A 13799-nucleotide genomic window follows, 5' to 3' on the forward strand; every position below is an offset into this window, starting at 1 on the left:
CACATCCCCAATCCATGAAAGGAATCGCCATGGACTATCGCGTCCTCGGTCACTCCGGGCTCAAGGTCCCGGTTCTGAGCTTCGGCACGGGCACGTTTGCGGGCACCGGACCATTGTTCAGCAATTGGGGCACGAGCGATGCCGCAGAAGCGCGCCGCCTCGTCGATATCTGCCTCGAGGCCGGCGTCAATCTGTTCGACACGGCTGATGTCTATTCCAATGGCGCGTCCGAAGAAGTGCTCGGGGCCGCGATCAAGGGACGGCGCAACGCGGTCCTGATCTCCACCAAGACCGGGTTGCCGATGTGCGACGGGCCCAACGATGCCGGTACGTCGCGGCTCCGTCTGGTTCGTTCGGTCGACGATGCGCTGAAGCGGCTCGGCACCGACTATATCGACCTGCTGCAACTCCATGCCTTCGACGCCGCCACGCCGCCGGCGGAGGTGCTGGCAACGCTCGACGCGCTCGTTCGCGCGGGCAAGGTCCGCTATGTCGGCGTCTCGAATTTCCCGGGCTGGCAAATCATGAAGTCGCTGGCCCTCGCCGAGGCCCAAGGCTGGCCGCGTTATGTCGCCCATCAGGTCTATTACTCGCTGGTCGGCCGCGATTACGAATGGGACCTGATGCCGCTCGGCGCCGATCAGGGACTGGGTGCGCTGGTCTGGAGTCCGCTCGGCTGGGGTCGGCTTACGGGCAAGATCAGGCGCGGCACACCACTGCCGCCGGAAAGCCGGTTGCACGAAACGGCTCGCTTCGGGCCGCCGGTCGATGACGAGCGCCTCTATCGCGTCATTGAAGTTCTCGATGAACTGGCCGGAGAGACCGGCAAAGCCGTGCCGCAGATTGCACTCAATTGGCTGATCCAGCGCCCGACGGTTTCGTCGATCGTCATCGGCGCACGCAACGAAGCCCAGCTCCGACAGAATCTAGGCGCGGTCGGCTGGAAGCTGTCGCCCGACCAAATCGCCCGGCTCGATGCGGCGAGCGCGGTCATGCCGCCGTATCCCTATTTCCCTTATCGGACGCAGGAGGGCTTCGCCCGCCTCAATCCGCCCATCGTCGGCTGACGGAGGCAAAATCAGTTTGATTATCCAACGACTTCAAGGTGCATTGGAAGAATCGCAGAAAACACCGCCTAGGTCGATTCAAGAATGCGCATCACAAGCGCACGTTTCCGCTGGCTAGACGAATTATCTTGGTTTCGATCGCCAAACTCGGCCGCACGCCACCTCTCATCTCAAGATTTGCTCAAGGCTCTGAATCTCTTTGTCTGGATCGATTCCGGCGAGGCTCTCAAGCTTCGTCGGGACACCAGCGGCTTCAGCCATTTCGAACACGATGTGCCCTCCTTGCGTATCGGCAAATGAAGAGGCGTCATAGAGGAATTCCTTCTCTTCGGATTCGCTTGAGGCAACGAGGTCGCGCTTGTATTCGATCGTCTTGCTTTCAGCGGCCCTGTCTTCGATTAGCTGAAACAGGTCGCATTCACTAATCTGGACAAGCGATTTTTGGAAAGCGTTATTGTCTACCGTTCTTCAAGCATGCTTGGATTGGAAATAAGGATCAACGAGAGTATTTCACCGTCGCCACTGCGAATAGTCTGCTCGTGGACTACATACCGATCGGCCTCGCTTCGATCGAACCAGGCATCAGCGCCAATTTTGTGGGGCACGGAATCGTCCGCGGCTCTGCCGAACAGAACACCAAAAGCAAAACTTTCAGCATCAAGCTCATCGCGCGGAAACCAGCGGCTTGGGACGTCGGGCCCACGAACGAACCATTTGCGCCCTTTCAGGCCGTGACAAACGAGGAGAGCGGGCGAGTGGCCGCCCTCCACGAGCCGGATGGCGGTCGCATGGCGACTGGTTTCAAAGAGATCGGCAAGATCGATGATTGTCTTGAAATTGAGTTTGCCGAACGACCGTGCGGCAGGATCGAAGAGGTAGCGCGGCATCAGAAGATCTGCCGCAAAACTGTTAGCGACCCGTTCCGGCGACATCTTGGACTGTGGTGTTGTGTCCTCAACGCGGCAGACTAGGGTCTGTCCTCTATGATGGGTCCAGTGACCGAGCTCATGGGCCAGGGAGAACCTCTTGCGCCTGTCAGAGCAATCCTTCCCGATCGTGATGATGGCGCTGTCGGAGCATCCGATAATGCGTGCTTCACAACCATCAAGCTTGCGATAACGAACACGAGCCCCGGCGTGAAAGGCGATCGCTTCAAGATCGATCTCGCGCGGCTCGGTAATGCCAAGCTCCTTGAGCAGACGTTCGGCCGCGGTGAGACGCATCACGATGATTTACCGTCGCGGTCCTCGGGACCAAATATCCCAAGCTCTTCCAGGTCCTGCAGCATGCCCAGCATATCAGCATCGGACAATTCATTCTCATTGCGCGCCGCGAGCGTGAGCTTCACCTCCGGCGGACAAGCGGCAAGGGTCCGCCTGAACCTCTGACGGATATCTGTCAGATCGCTAAGGGGCGCAGCACTGCGGCTCGTGCGACTGGCGGCTGCGCCAGCCTTGGCTGCCTTGAGCCGTTCCTTGTTGGCCTTGAGAACGCTCCCTCCGAAGAGCGCACGCATTTCCTCAGCATTCTTGGCCGCGCCACCTGGTACGTCGGTGAATTCTGAGAGCAATTCCTGATCCGGCGTGGCGAACAGGTCTTCCACAAGCTCGTCCACCAGACGAGAAAGCGTCTCGCGCTTCTTGTTATCCGGGCTGTTCATTTTTTCTTTCCGCCCGATATGTGCCTGTCGATTGTCCGGCGCATATATCTCCTCTTGCTCGCGTAACCGGTTTCATCGAGGTCAGTGAGCTGGCGTAGCTCCTGCCCTTCATATCCGGCAAGAATCCCGTCAGCGATGTCTCGAGCCTGCCCATCATCTGGAAAAAGATCCAGAATCGACTTCCGTATGGCCTCCTCGCCCTCGGCCGCAATCATGCTATCATCTTGCAGCGGCAGTCCATCCTGAAGCGTATCAAGCGTTTCTGGATCGTCGATCGGGACGCTGTCGACCGAGTTCTCGACCTTCTCGACCTCTCCATTGGCAATACTGCGCATCGCTTGAACCAAGAACTTTACAATGTCGACATGGCTTGGGCATTTTCGGCTTCCGGCAAGCAAGCGGCAGAAGGCCTCCTGAAGCAGATCGTCCGCCCCAAGCCCATACGCCCAGCCAAAATATCGTGACGCTTTGCGCAGCCGAATCCATTCGGCATCGGACAGCAATGGGATTGCCGCCTCGATTTCGGCCCTTGAGCGAACGGAAACGTCTGCCTTCAATCCTCTCTCCCGCCTCCTCCAAGACTAATGCGGCGGCGACGGCCCGTCTCGGACATTTCCGCGAGAATTTTTTGGTGCCCAGAAATGTCCGCATCGGGACCTGTCTTCCGCATAGGATATCAGGCACGCCTTCGTGCCGGCCTTGGAAAGGAGCCATCATGGCCGACGTACAGGTAACTTGCATCACCAAACCGCATCCCGACAGCCCTCATGAGCACATCACCCACCTCGGAAATCCAAAGGCAGGGTGGACGTGGCCGCGCGAGAAGGTCATCCAGAGCATTGACGAGAAGACCAATACCTTCTTCGTGATCGATCCGCGGACTGGCAAGCGCGCGAATGTCGGGGTCGTGCGAGCGACCGGGCGCGTGCCGTATCTGCGCACCTATGCCGACGGGATCTGGACCGACAATCTGCTGTCGCTCAATCAGTGCCCCTTGTAGCCGAGGGCCGAGCATAAGGCTCGGCCCAACCATTGGAGATCATGATGTCGAAGAAGTGCCAGTCGGGGCTTGATAACCGATGCCGGGACAACAACGGCGAGATCCGCCACAAGAACGGCTCAACGCTGGTCGGAACATTACGAGATACCTACGGCGAGAACTTCGCCGCCGGCATGCGCAGCGACATGAAGCTCGACACGTTGCTTGATCGGACGGGCTTTGAATCTTTGAGCCAGTATCTGAAGAACCGCTAGCTTTTCCGCTCGTGAGAGACTGCGAGACTGGTCGTTGCTGCGGCCGGATTGCAGCGTGAGGTGTCCCTTCTCATGTCGCCTCCATGTCGCGCGGAATCGCCGGGACGGATTTGTAGCCATTGAAGAAGGGGAATTTCTGGAAGATCGCATCACGCCAAAATTGGCGCAGCGGATCGTACTAGATGCAACAGATACAGAGTCTTTTGGATTGATCAGCTGCGATTGAAGCGACATAAATGTTCGCCTTCAGCGGAAGCAAAATCCGCCATTTTTCGAACTGCGATGCCATCTGGGAACTCAGCGGCGATCCCAGGGCGGCTCCGGCAGGAAGCGCTCTACCAGTTCATCGACGACGACGCGGACTTTCGGGCTCATCTGGCGTGTGTGCGGCCAAAGCGCATGAATCGGAAAGCCGCGTGTCGCGATCTCCGGAAGCACGTGGACCAGTCGGCCATCCCGGAGATGGTCGGCAATCAGCCAGGTCGAAAGCAGCGCGATGCCCTGGCCCGCCAGAGCGGCATCGCAGATCGCATCGCTATGATTGAAGGAGAGCCGTCCGGCGACCGTCTTCGCCAAGGGCTCGCCCCGTCCGTTCAGAAACCACCACGGCAAGGTCTGCCCGCCGCGGCCGAAGACGATGCAGGAATGCGCATCGAGATCGTCGAGCGACGCCGGATATCCGTGCGCCTCGAGATAGACAGGGCTCGCGCAGAGCACGGATTGCTGGACGCCGAGCCGCCTCGCGACGAGCGTCGCGCTGTCTTCGAGATCGCCGATCCGGATCACCAGATCGATGCCCTCCTCAAACGGATCGATCCTGCGATCGGTGAGTGAGACTTCGAGTGAAAGTTCAGGATAGCGCGCCCCGATGTCGATGAGAACGGGCACGACCCAGCGCCCACCGAACACGACCGGCAGATCGACACGCAGGCGCCCGCGCGGTCGCAGGCGATGGGCGGTCATGGCCGCCTGCGCGTCGTCCAGCTCGGCCAGCACGCGTACACAGGTCTCGTAGAAGGCCTGGCCTTCGACCGTCAGGGCGAAACGTCGCGTGGTCCGGTTGAACAACCGGACACCAAGCCGCTCCTCGAGCCGCGCCACGCTCTTGGCAATCCCGGATTTGGAAAGGCCGAGCCTTTCGGCCGCCAGCGTGAAGCCGCCGGCGTCGGCGGCCTGCACGAATGCCGTGATGCCCTTGAAATGCTCGGTCGAGATCATCGCAGCTCAATTGACGAAATCTGGTCAACTGAGATTGCCATATCGCCCAGTTTTTCTCCATCCGGATCGTCAATAGAGCTGTCCCGGACGCGACTGACCGCCCGGAGAGAGAGCGTTATTGCCATGCCAGAGCCGGCCCGAAGCGAAAGACGCAAGGAGCCAGGGCAAACAATCACGCCCGCTCTCATCTGGCTGATGGCCATCGGCGCCGGCGTCGGGGTTGCCAATGTCTACTTCATCCAGCCGATCGTCCCGGAGGTTCAGGCTGCGTTCGGCCTTGCGCCCGAACAGGCAAGTCTCATCCCGGCAATATCTCAGGCAGGCTATGCGGCGGGAATGGCGCTGTTGGCCCCGCTCGGCGATCTGGTCGATCGCAAGCGGCTCATCCTCGCCAAATCCGTCCTGCTCGTGCTGGCGCTGTTGACGACCGCTGCGGCTTCGCACCTTGCCGTTCTCATTGCCGCGAGCGTCGCGCTTGGCGTGCTCGGCAGCGTCGGCCAGGACTTCATCCCCGTGTCAGCACATCTTGCCAGTGCGGAGACACGCGGACGCACGATCGGCCTCGTGACCACTGGCCTGCTCTGCGGCATCCTGCTGTCGCGCACCGTCGGCGGTGCCATCGGCGATCTCCTCGGTTGGCAGGCGATCTACGAGATCGCAGCCGTCCTGGTCGCGCTGGTCGGCCTCGCCGTCTGGCGCGTCCTGCCGCACCAACCGGCGATGGTCAGCGGGACGTATGGCAGCCTGCTCGCCAGCCTGCTGACGCTGGTCGTCCGCCAGAGCGTCTTGCGCAAGGCGCTTGCGACCCAGGCGCTGCTGGCATCCACGCTCGGCGCGTTCTGGTCGACGCTTGCGCTGATGCTGGCCGAGCCGCCCTTCAGCCTCGGCGCGAGCGTGGCCGGCGCCTTTGGACTGGCCGGCGCGGCCGGGGCTTTCGGCGCGCCGCTGTTCGGTGGCCTCGCCGATCGTCGGGGCCCGATGGCCGCGATCCGCGCCGGATGCCTGCTGGTCGCCGCGGCTTTTGCACTGATGCTCATCGAGCCACGGTCGATGGCCGTGTTGATCGCCGGCGCCGTGCTGTTCGATCTCGGTGTCATGGCGGGGCTGGTCTCGCATCAGACCATCGTCACCTCGATCGATCCCGCCGCGCGCAGCCGGCTGAATGGCCTCCTGATGACCGCCGCCATGATCGGCATGTCCCTCGGCGCGGCCGCCGGCGGATGGGCCTGGAGCATCGCCGGCTGGAGCGGCGTCTGCCTCACCGGCGTGGCGGCCGGCCTCCTGGCGCTGCTGCGCTCGTTGCTTCCGCCCGCCATTCCCCTTCTCTCCAAGGAGACTGCCCCATGACCGCCCCGCCATTGACGGTGTTGTTCTCGTTTCTCTCGCGCGCCGATTCTACGCCGCCCGATCAGCGCAGCCGTGCGGACGGCCATGCCGTCGACGCCGACGCCTTCGAGCCTGATCCGAACCTCAATTTCGAGAGCTGGGGCGAGTATTGGCGCAAGGTGCATGGCGTGCGCTTCCTGCACCCCGACGTGCCTGCGGACCAGCCGACCATCGAGCGGCTGTTGCGCTACGATCAGATCCACCGTCTGGCGCCGGGGCCGACCAGCTTGAGCCCGCCGCCATACCGGCCGCCGCTCGATGACAATGGCCAACTCTTCGATACCATCATCGGCCATGTCGAACCCTATCGCCGCCCGCCATGGGACGGCGTCGCCTATCTCACCTTTGCGAACCTCGATGATCTCGGCGCAATGCTCGGCTCGGAGCGCGTCCGGCGCAAAATTCTCCCGGAGGATCGAGCGATCTTCCGCGACCTCGCCCCCCTCCTTGCACGCCAGCACGTGATCCTTCCCGACGCGACCGGCGATGACGCCATCGTTTTGGTGAAGACGCATCGCCGCCGCGATGAGCTCGACCGCGAAACATTCCAGCGCCGCTGGCTCGATGAACTTGCGCCGGCGGTGATCGCGCAATCCGACACCCGTCGTCTGGTCAAGCGCTACGTCCAGCTCCACGCCATCGGCCCTGAGACGGCGGGCCTGCCCTTCTTCCATCCGGCCACCAGCCGCATCGACGGCGTGACGGTGCTGGCCTTCGCCTCGCTGAAGGATGTGGAGAGCTTCCTTCTGTCCGGCGGCCACGCCGCGATCGTCGCGGCCGAACGCTCCATCTCCGACGTCGCAGCCGGTGAATACTGGACCGGCGCGGTCTTCACCGTGGTCGATCAACTCGCGGCCGAACAAGCGACCGGCAGGTGACGACGCGCACGCGGCGCCGCAGGGGATCATCTTTTTGAAGCGAACAGTGAAAGGCAACGAACCGATCGATCAAGCAAGTGAAAGACACGAACGCCGTCACGCAGGATGCTGCACGGCAGGCTCAGAAACGCGTCCGTTCGGCGGACGCATACCGATATCATCCAAATCTCGGCTGTGGCTGATCGGGTTTGACGCGTGCCTCAAATGCTGCGGAGTGCCAGTCGGCGCCTATACTCTCTGAATGAATCGGACAACTTACAAGGCTGACGACGAGACGGTTGGGCCGAATTCCTTCTCCATCAGGATGGCCCGCGAGGTATTGGCTTCGCCGCTGAAAGGCTTGACCTCTCCGGTTGGATGGAAGCCCATCTTCGTCCAGAAGCCGATGACCGGGTTGGTTTCGACCACCGCGAGCCGCATGTTTCGGGCCCCGAGATTATCGCGGGCGAACCGCTCCGCCTCTCGATACAGGGCTCGGCCGATCCCTGAGCCCTGCGCGCTTTCTCGGACAGCAAGGAGGCCGATGAACACCGTTCCAGATGACGGGTAGCCATCGATCATATCCAGAAGCCCGAGCGCCGCGCCTCCACGCTTTGCCACGAATGCATGCTTGTCCTTGAGCGCATGCCCCGCCGGAACCGCCGTCATGAATGTGTCGGCCGCATCATTGCGTCTCGCAACGCCATCGACACGTTGAGAATAAGCAGTAAGCTCATCGAATATGGCGTTCACCTCGTGTAGATTTCCCGAAGTGACGGGAACAAGCGATACGACGCCCTCGGCTCGCGCAGAAGCTTCCATTGCCTACCTCCAGGAAATTATGCTCCGTCGCCTATGACGGCAGGCTTGCTCTGTCCATGCTTGAAATGGGGCCGTTTCGTTTTTCGCCAGTCGTCGCCGCGATGAAGCGCAACAAGGAGATCTATTTGAACAATCGCCTCGTTTTGATCTCCGGCTGTTCGGGTGGTGGAAAATCGAGCCTGTTGGCTGAACTGAGCGCGCGCGGTCATGCCGTGGTCGAGGAGCCGGGTCGTCGCATCATAGCCGAGGAAATGGCGAGCGAGGGAAAGAGTCTCCCTTGGGTGGATCTGGCCGCGTTTCTGCGACGCGCGATCGACATAGCGTTGGCCGACAGGATCGCGATGAGCTCTCATGACGGATGGGTGTTTTTCGATCGCGGTCTTGTGGATGCAGCTTCTGCGCTGGAGGCGCTGAACGGCGAGCCGACCCTGCGTCCCCTTTGCATGCAGCATCGTTATCACCATCGCGTGTTCATGGCTCCGCCCTGGCCGGAAATCTATACGACCGACGCCGACCGTAAGCACGGCCTCGATGCAGCGAGAGCGGAGTATCATCGCCTGGTGGAGGTCGTTCCGGCTTTGGGATACGACGTGATCGAGCTGCCGAAGATGTCGACGTCAGAGCGCGCTGACTTCGTGCTGGCGTCACTCAGCGGTGATCTCATCAATCCGGATCGATAACGAGCGGGTGGCATCCAAAGTGGACAAGCCAAGCCCCTGGGCGCGCTCAGCCGGGCCGACCGAGTCGACCGAGATGGGTGTCGGAAAAGCTGCTCGGATATTTCAGCCCGAAGCCGAGCGCCCGGTCGACGCCGATATGGGCGCACCAGATCAGCGCGACCTCCAGCCACAGTGTGTGATCCGTCATCCGCCCCAGGGCGGAGGCCAAGGCAGTCACCACGGCGGCAAGCAAGGCAGGCGCGACATAGGTGTGGACGAGATTATAGCAGCGTGCGCCCATCGATGATCCCGCGAGATAGCCGAGCATGGCGAGATCGGGCAGCAGGAACAGAACGGCAAACAGTCCCCATCCTCCGCCGAGCGCGCGAAAAGCCAGCACGGCCGAAATCGCCAGCGCGAGATTCTCAAGACGCAGCAGCACCAGGACGCTCCCGGTCGGCGTCCGCACCGCGACGTCGGGGTGAGCGGAGCCGACCATATCGGGGGACGGGTTGGTCAGAGTCTGTCGGGACATTGGAGCGCCTTTGGTGGTGATGGCCGCACCATCCCCCGTCCCCCTCTTGAACGAAATTGATTGATTTGGTTCATTAGCTGTACGAAATTTTATCAGGCTGACATGGACTGGGGCCTTTACCGTACCTTCCTGGAGATTGCCCGGAGCGGCAGCCTGTCGGCGGCGGCGCGGACGCTCGGCATCACGCATCCGACGGCGCGCCGCCATCTGGAAGAACTCGAGCAACAACTCGGCAGCCGGCTGTTCACGCGCTCGACCCGCGGTCTGATCCTGACCGGGCTTGCCGAACGGATGGTGCCGGAAGTCAGCCGGATCGAAGCCTCGATCGGCGCCATTGCGCGCCTCGCGAGCGAGCGCGCGGGCAGCGCGGACGGCACGGTGCGCATATCCGCGAGCGAGGTCATGGGCACCGAGGTACTGCCGTCGATGCTGGCGCGCATCCGCGCCCTTCACCCGGGTCTGACGTTCGAACTGATCCTGTCGGACAGCGAAACGGATATCCTTCGGCGGGACGCCGACCTCGCCGTGCGCATGGTGCGGCCCCGGCAGGGCAGCCTCGTCGCCCGGCGTGTCGGCACGATCAAGGTGGGCCTCTATGCCCATCGAAACTGGCTCGCCGAGCACGGCGCGCCCTCCTCATTCGAGCAACTGCTCGCTGCGCCGAACTTCATCGGTCAGGACCGTCGCCGCACCTTGGCGGATGCGCTGAAGATCGACCAGACGCGCCTGCACCAGAGCCTCGTTCTGGCGACCGACAGCGATGTGGCGCAGATCGCAGCCCTGCGCGCTGGCTTGGGCGTCGGCGTCATGCAGGTGCCGCTCGCCGCGCGAGAGCCCACGCTCGTCCGCGTGCTTCCCAAGCTCGACCACAGAATGGAGGTCTGGCTGGTCACGCACCCCGACCTCAGATCCTCGACCCGCGTGCAGAGCGCCATAGCGGCGCTGCACGCCGAGCTAAAGGGCTATATCCGGTCGGCATGAGCGTCATGCACGACCTGGCCAATTAGGACATCAGTGCGTCAGCCAGCAATTGCGCGTGCGTGATCATCGCATCATGGCTCGCGTCAAGCTCGAGATAGCGCCAGCCGTCCCTTTCCCGTACCCGAGATACAGATTTTTCAAGAAGATCGCCGTTCGCCTGAGTGCAGCGGATATAGGTCTTGCGGGCTATGGGAAGCGTTCCGCGCATCATGGCGGGCTCGAAATAGCTGCCGACCGGTTGCGGCGTCAGGAGGCTATCGACCCACGGCTGATCCTCTTTCCTGATCCCGAAGACGGCTGCCGGCAAGGGTGGAATATGCCAGCCAGGATCTGCCATGGCGGAAGCGCGATAGGACTCGATCAGATGCGGTGCATGGTCGAGCAGGATTTCTCCATCGTCCGGCAAGAAGGCATCGAGCAGCACAAGATGGGAGACGAGGTCGCTCAGGCGATACGCGGCAGCTGTCGCCGGAAAGCCACCGTAGGAATGGCCGACCAGCGTGACGTTCGTGCGTCCGAGATTGAGAACATGGTCGACGATCTCGGCGACATGCGTTTCGAGGGTGATGTCGCGTGAGAGTAGCGGCGCCCGCTCGGCGAGCCCAGCCAGCGTCGGCGCCGAGACCACATGCCCCGCCCGCTCGAGCAGAAGCACGACGCGCTGCCAGCACCATCCGCCGTGCCAGGCACCGTGAACCAGAACAAAGGTCCTCATTCTCCGCTCTCCTGTGCCTTAGCACCTGTTCAGCTCGGTCTTGGCGAATGCGTCGGTTGGTGCCGAACAGGCTGGCCTTTACGCCGCCGCCTTTGTCCGCGCCATGCTCGACAACCTCGCGACGGCCGTTCTCACCGCAATCCTGCTGATGCGCATGACCAAACCTCGTGCGGATAATCGTTGAGGGCTCCGCCCGACGGCCGCCGCGTTCTGGCCGATCGCATATTGGAAGTCTTCTCCAAATTCCGGGCGGAAGCGTCACGTCGACCGCCGGGCATCGATACTGTATGGATTTCCGACAGGCATGGCGCTTGGTACGCTCTCGGCGGGACAATCGACAAGGAAGCAGAAACAATGGATTCTGCGCCACCTCCTCACGCACACCGCTGGCCTTGGCTACGGTTTCCTGGAGCCAGAGAACGGCCCGCTGCATCGGGCTGGCGTCTCGGATGGCATGGATCGGGCCGGCATGACACTTGCGGAAAATCTGCGCCGGCTCACCGATGTGCCGCTCCTGTTTCGTCCGGGAACGCGCCGCTCCTATTCGCTCGGCCTCGACGTCACGGGCGCGCTGATCGAAGCCGCGACGGCATTGGCTCTTCCGCAAGCCGTGCGCCGGCTCGTGACCGACCCGCTCGCGCTCAAGGACACCGGCTTTTCGGTTGCCGATACCGCCCGGCTCGCCACAGCTTATGCCGACGATTGCCCGCGCCCGCGTCGCATGCGCGAACCGGACTTGGTGCCGTTCCTTCCTGGTCTTCCCGGCATCCGAATGGACCCGTCGCGCGCCTTCGACGCAACGGCTTTTCCGTCCGGCGGCGCCGGCAAGGTCGGGAGTGCGCGGGATACGATGGACCTCCTTGAAACCCTGCGCCAGGGCAGCGGAGCGCTGATGCCAGCCGAATGTGCGGCGGAAATGGCGCACGACCACATCACGGAGCTCGAAATCGAAGGCTCGCCGGGCTGGGGCTACGGCCTCGGATTCTCGGTGCTGCGCGAGCCGCGAGCGGCGGGCGTGGCCGAGACGCCCGGCACATGGCGTTGGGGCGGCGCCTATGGCCACAGCTGGTTCGTCGATCCCGCCAAACGCCTGACACTTGTCGCCTTCACCAACACCGCGCTCGAGGGTATGTCGAACGGTGGCCGCTTCTCCGCCGATCTCAGCCGCGCAATCTACGCGGCGGACTGTCGTTAGCGCGGCGTTGGTGACGATCTCGAAGCGCCCCGCTTGCGAACCGAGACGCCGAGACATGTGAACCATCCTGCGACGGAGTGGCGCCACAGGCGATTTGGACGCGATGGATATGGGCAATTGCCCTCCGTTCCGGTCCGAGTCAGCATCCGCCCCAGGGACAAGGGCGGGCCCCCTTGCGAAACGGAGCGCGGCGGCCGATGCTTCGCTCGCATCGCGATTCACAAGGAATTCCTCATGTCCGTCGACACCCAGGCCGCCACCGACCGTCTCATGCGTTTCCTCAGTGTCGAGGGTGTGAGCGGAAAGGAGGCGGCGATCGGGCGCGAACTCGCCGCGGCGCTGAAGGAGAGCGGCGTGCCAGCCAAGGCGATCCGGTTCGACGACGCCAACAGCCGCATTCCCCTGCCGACCGAGACCGGCAACCTCATCGTCGACCTGCCGGGACGCGGCACCATGCACAACCAGCCGCGCATCATGTTCATGACCCACATGGACACGGTGCCGCTGTGCGCCGGCGCCAAACCGAAGATCGCCGGCCGCAAGATCGTCAACGAGGCTAAGACCGCGCTCGGCGGCGACAACCGTTGCGGCTGCGGCATCCTCGTGACGCTGGCGGCTGAGCTTGCCAAGCAGAAGCTCGATCATCCGCCGATCACGCTGTTGTTCTGCGTGCGCGAGGAGACCGGGCTGTGGGGCGCGCGCCACGTCAAGACCGACGACCTCGGCGCTCCGGTGATGGCCTTCAACTTCGACGGCAGCTCCGCCTCCGGCGTCACCATCGGCGCCGTCGGCGCGGACCGCTGGCAGGTCGAGATCTTCGGCCGCGCCTCGCATGCCGGCGTCGCGCCGGAGCGCGGCATCAGCGCGACCATGATCCTGGCGCTCGCGCTGGCCGAGGTGAAGGCTGGCGGCTGGTTCGGCAAGGTGGTGAAGGGCAAGGGGCAAAGCGCGAAGGCCGGCACCAGCAATGTCGGCCCCGTCACCGGCGGCGAAGGCCGCCCTGCAGGCGACGCCACCAACGTCGTCACCGACTACATCCATGTGCGCGGCGAGAGCCGCAGCCACGATGCGAAGTTCTGCAAGGAGATCACCAAGGCCTACAAGACCGCGTTCGAGAACGCCGCCAAGCGCGTCACCAACAGCGACGGCAAGTCGGGCCGTGTCAAGTTCAAAGCCGAGACCGACTACTATCCGTTCCGCATGAAGGAGAGCCTGCCCGTCGTCAAGCGCGCCGTCGCGGCGGTGTCCGACGTCGGCGGCACCCCGGCCATCCGCGCCGGCAATGGCGGGCTGGATGCGAACTGGATGGTCCGCCACGGCGTTCCCACCGTGACCTTCGGCACCGGGCAGAACGAGCCGCACACAACGGACGAATGGATCGATCGCAACGAATACGAGCGGGCCTGCGCGCTGGCGCTGCGGCTTGCGACGATGCGATGAGCTCAGCTGT

At 62.9% G+C, this 13799-nt stretch carries 18 protein-coding genes; 11 read left to right on the forward strand and 7 right to left on the reverse strand.

From position 1 onward, the window contains the following. The first annotated feature begins 29 nt into the window (after positions 1 to 29). Positions 30 to 1067, forward strand: a complete 1038-nt coding sequence (locus QXZ85_RS32650; RefSeq protein WP_315769610.1) for an aldo/keto reductase — start codon at positions 30 to 32, stop codon at positions 1065 to 1067. 84 nt (positions 1068 to 1151) lie between these two features. Further along, complete coding sequence (locus QXZ85_RS32655; protein WP_315769612.1) at positions 1152 to 1367, forward strand: hypothetical protein; 216 nt, start codon at positions 1152 to 1154, stop codon at positions 1365 to 1367. Between the two features lie 158 nt (positions 1368 to 1525). Here QXZ85_RS32655 and QXZ85_RS32660 read toward each other — a convergent pair whose 3' ends face one another. The 3 genes from QXZ85_RS32660 to QXZ85_RS32670 are packed head-to-tail and all read right to left on the reverse strand — an operon-like array spanning position 1526 to position 3284. After that, complete coding sequence (locus QXZ85_RS32660) at positions 1526 to 2290, reverse strand: ImmA/IrrE family metallo-endopeptidase (protein WP_315769640.1); 765 nt, start codon at positions 2288 to 2290, stop codon at positions 1526 to 1528. Then, positions 2290 to 2727, reverse strand: a complete 438-nt coding sequence (locus QXZ85_RS32665) for a hypothetical protein (protein ID WP_315769616.1) — start codon at positions 2725 to 2727, stop codon at positions 2290 to 2292. Before QXZ85_RS32665 ends, QXZ85_RS32660 begins: the two co-directional genes overlap by 1 nt. Beyond that, positions 2724 to 3284 carry a hypothetical protein gene (locus QXZ85_RS32670; protein ID WP_315769618.1) on the reverse strand — a complete coding sequence of 187 codons (561 nt, stop codon included), beginning with the start codon at positions 3282 to 3284 and terminating at the stop codon, positions 2724 to 2726. Before QXZ85_RS32670 ends, QXZ85_RS32665 begins: the two co-directional genes overlap by 4 nt. Positions 3285 to 3442: 158 nt before the next feature. Here QXZ85_RS32670 and QXZ85_RS32675 point away from each other — a divergent pair, with 158 nt between their 5' ends. Together QXZ85_RS32675 and QXZ85_RS32680 are read left to right on the forward strand one after the other, a co-directional pair. Next, positions 3443 to 3727 (forward strand): DUF3892 domain-containing protein, encoded by a 285-nt coding sequence (locus QXZ85_RS32675; protein WP_315769620.1) that lies wholly within the window; start codon positions 3443 to 3445, stop codon positions 3725 to 3727. Between the two features lie 44 nt (positions 3728 to 3771). Further along, the gene (locus tag QXZ85_RS32680; protein WP_315769641.1) at positions 3772 to 3981 is read left to right on the forward strand and encodes a hypothetical protein; all 210 of its coding nucleotides are present in this window, start codon (positions 3772 to 3774) and stop codon (positions 3979 to 3981) included. Positions 3982 to 4278: 297 nt separating this feature from the next. Here the strand turns inward: QXZ85_RS32680 and QXZ85_RS32685 are convergent, their stop codons facing one another. Further along, positions 4279 to 5199 carry a LysR family transcriptional regulator gene (locus QXZ85_RS32685; RefSeq protein ID WP_315769622.1) on the reverse strand — a complete coding sequence of 307 codons (921 nt, stop codon included), beginning with the start codon at positions 5197 to 5199 and terminating at the stop codon, positions 4279 to 4281. A 195-nt stretch (positions 5200 to 5394) separates the two neighbouring features. On the opposite strand from QXZ85_RS32685, the gene QXZ85_RS32690 reads away from it, so the two are divergent. Both QXZ85_RS32690 and QXZ85_RS32695 read left to right on the forward strand, forming a co-directional pair. Further along, positions 5395 to 6546, forward strand: a complete 1152-nt coding sequence (locus QXZ85_RS32690; protein WP_315766076.1) for an MFS transporter — start codon at positions 5395 to 5397, stop codon at positions 6544 to 6546. Next, a complete protein-coding gene (locus QXZ85_RS32695; RefSeq protein ID WP_315769624.1) occupies positions 6543 to 7463 on the forward strand; it encodes an EthD domain-containing protein in 921 nt (306 codons plus the stop codon). Before QXZ85_RS32690 ends, QXZ85_RS32695 begins: the two co-directional genes overlap by 4 nt. Before the next feature lie 255 nt (positions 7464 to 7718). On the opposite strand, the gene QXZ85_RS32700 is transcribed toward QXZ85_RS32695, so the two are convergent. Beyond that, a complete protein-coding gene (locus QXZ85_RS32700) occupies positions 7719 to 8264 on the reverse strand; it encodes a GNAT family N-acetyltransferase (RefSeq protein ID WP_315769626.1) in 546 nt (181 codons plus the stop codon). A gap of 101 nt (positions 8265 to 8365) precedes the next feature. Between QXZ85_RS32700 and QXZ85_RS32705 the strand changes: the two genes are divergently transcribed. Further along, entirely contained in the window at positions 8366 to 8944 is a 579-nt protein-coding gene (locus QXZ85_RS32705; protein ID WP_315769642.1) for an AAA family ATPase, read from the forward strand. 46 nt (positions 8945 to 8990) lie between these two features. On the opposite strand, the gene QXZ85_RS32710 is transcribed toward QXZ85_RS32705, so the two are convergent. Then, on the reverse strand, positions 8991 to 9458 hold the full coding sequence (locus QXZ85_RS32710) for a DUF4260 domain-containing protein (RefSeq protein ID WP_315705415.1): 468 nt from the start codon (positions 9456 to 9458) through the stop codon (positions 8991 to 8993). 102 nt (positions 9459 to 9560) lie between these two features. Here QXZ85_RS32710 and QXZ85_RS32715 point away from each other — a divergent pair, with 102 nt between their 5' ends. After that, entirely contained in the window at positions 9561 to 10439 is an 879-nt protein-coding gene (locus QXZ85_RS32715; protein ID WP_315705414.1) for a LysR family transcriptional regulator, read from the forward strand. 22 nt (positions 10440 to 10461) lie between these two features. Here the strand turns inward: QXZ85_RS32715 and QXZ85_RS32720 are convergent, their stop codons facing one another. Next, positions 10462 to 11154 (reverse strand): alpha/beta fold hydrolase, encoded by a 693-nt coding sequence (locus QXZ85_RS32720; protein ID WP_315745281.1) that lies wholly within the window; start codon positions 11152 to 11154, stop codon positions 10462 to 10464. Between the two features lie 40 nt (positions 11155 to 11194). On the opposite strand from QXZ85_RS32720, the gene QXZ85_RS32725 reads away from it, so the two are divergent. The 3 genes from QXZ85_RS32725 to QXZ85_RS32735 all read left to right on the forward strand — a co-directional run bounded on the left by QXZ85_RS32725 (position 11195) and on the right by QXZ85_RS32735 (position 13789). Beyond that, on the forward strand, positions 11195 to 11338 hold the full coding sequence (locus QXZ85_RS32725; RefSeq protein ID WP_315705412.1) for a hypothetical protein: 144 nt from the start codon (positions 11195 to 11197) through the stop codon (positions 11336 to 11338). Positions 11339 to 11458: 120 nt separating this feature from the next. Further along, entirely contained in the window at positions 11459 to 12349 is an 891-nt protein-coding gene (locus tag QXZ85_RS32730; RefSeq protein WP_315705411.1) for a serine hydrolase domain-containing protein, read from the forward strand. A gap of 234 nt (positions 12350 to 12583) precedes the next feature. Next, the gene (locus QXZ85_RS32735) at positions 12584 to 13789 is read left to right on the forward strand and encodes a M20/M25/M40 family metallo-hydrolase (protein WP_315705410.1); all 1206 of its coding nucleotides are present in this window, start codon (positions 12584 to 12586) and stop codon (positions 13787 to 13789) included. Positions 13790 to 13799 lie beyond the last annotated feature (10 nt).

The sequence above is a fragment of the Bradyrhizobium sp. SZCCHNGR1005 genome (assembly GCF_032489995.1).
Taxonomy (GTDB): Bacteria; Pseudomonadota; Alphaproteobacteria; order Rhizobiales; family Xanthobacteraceae; genus Bradyrhizobium.